This is a genomic window from Bacteroides sp. 41_26 (assembly GCF_949740115.1).
Lineage (GTDB): Bacteria > Bacteroidota > Bacteroidia > Bacteroidales > Bacteroidaceae > Bacteroides > Bacteroides nordii.
In genome coordinates this window covers 1-1,273 of sequence record NZ_CATJGZ010000004.1, presented here as the reverse complement: position 1 = coordinate 1,273, position 1,273 = coordinate 1, and the positions used below count along the sequence as shown (strand labels likewise).

The following is a 1,273-nucleotide window of genomic DNA, read 5'->3' as shown; positions in this document are numbered from 1 at the left end:
GTTGAAATATTATCTTTGTAGTTAAAACAAGTTAACCAAGGAAAGCAGGTGACCTATTGCGTTATCTAGGCAGAAGTCCTATACGCAGAATTAGTCCTGCTTTCCTTTTCAGTTGAATCGTCCCAATTAGAATTTTAGGTCGTTAGCCTATTAAAGGATTTAGTGAGTTCAACCTATGGTTAACAATAATGTTGCAACAAAATTATGAAAAAGAATTGGTTTATCGGCATTGATGTATCCAAAAAAACATTGGATGTGGTTATTTATGACTCTGCAAAGAAACATGCGGACACTGAGAATTACAAACAGTTATCCAACAGCAAGGAAGGATATGATACCTTACTATCCTGGCTTAAAAAGAAAAAGGCAGCACTTGACCAGATCGTTGTCGGTCTGGAGCATACAGGCACTTACAGTTTTGATTTGCGGCTTTATTTGGAAAAACACCAGATCGATTACTGTACGTTTAACCCTTTGCATCTGAAACGTTCATTAGGTCTGGTTCGTGGCAAAAACGACAAGGTGGATGCCGAACGGATTGCCTATTTCACCTATCTTCATCGGGAAGAACTTACCTATTCTAAACTTTCAGGAAGTACCGTACTTCGTTTGCAGGACTTGTCGGCTGAGAGGAAGCGCTTTGTCACACAGCAGGCTGAATATAAGGCCTTGTTGACTGACAACAAGGAACGTCCCAGAACAAGTACTCTGCTACGCGCTCAAAATATGGTGGATGTGTTGGAAGGAGAAATTAAAACTGTGGAAGAAGAAATGATTGCACTGGTCGGAAAAGATCCGGCTATTGCAAAAAATTATGAATTGCTGACCGGCATAAAGGGTATTGGAAGTGTCAATGCCATTTCCACCCTCATACACACAAATAACTTTGAAGCGTTTGAAACGGCAAGACAGTATGCCTGTTACTTGGGCATTGCCCCCTTTGAACATACTTCGGGAACCTCAGTCAAGGGGGCCACCAGAGTTTCCCATATAGGGGCAAAACTCTTGAAAGCGGACCTTTCGCAAGCTGCAAAGTCTGCAATTGTATGGGACAAGGAATTGAAAGAATATTATATTCGTAAGACAATGCAGGGAAAAGCTTTTGGAGTGGTATTGAATGCTGTGAAGTTTAAATTGATATGTAGAATGTTTGCAGTTGTCAAAAGAGGAACGCCGTTTGTGGAGTTGAATACATATAAAAGTTAAACAGGCTGCTACACTAGATAGCAACCCATTTAACTTATTTAACTGTTTTTTCTTGCACAAATATTTG

Annotated in this window: 1 protein-coding gene; it reads left to right on the top strand. The window is 40.1% G+C overall.

Annotated features, from left to right (window positions below; genetic code table 11):
* Positions 1-204: 204 nt before the first annotated feature.
* Complete coding sequence (locus QX565_RS00035; protein ID WP_289290483.1) at positions 205-1,206, top strand: IS110 family RNA-guided transposase; 1,002 nt, start codon at positions 205-207, stop codon at positions 1,204-1,206.
* Positions 1,207-1,273 lie beyond the last annotated feature (67 nt).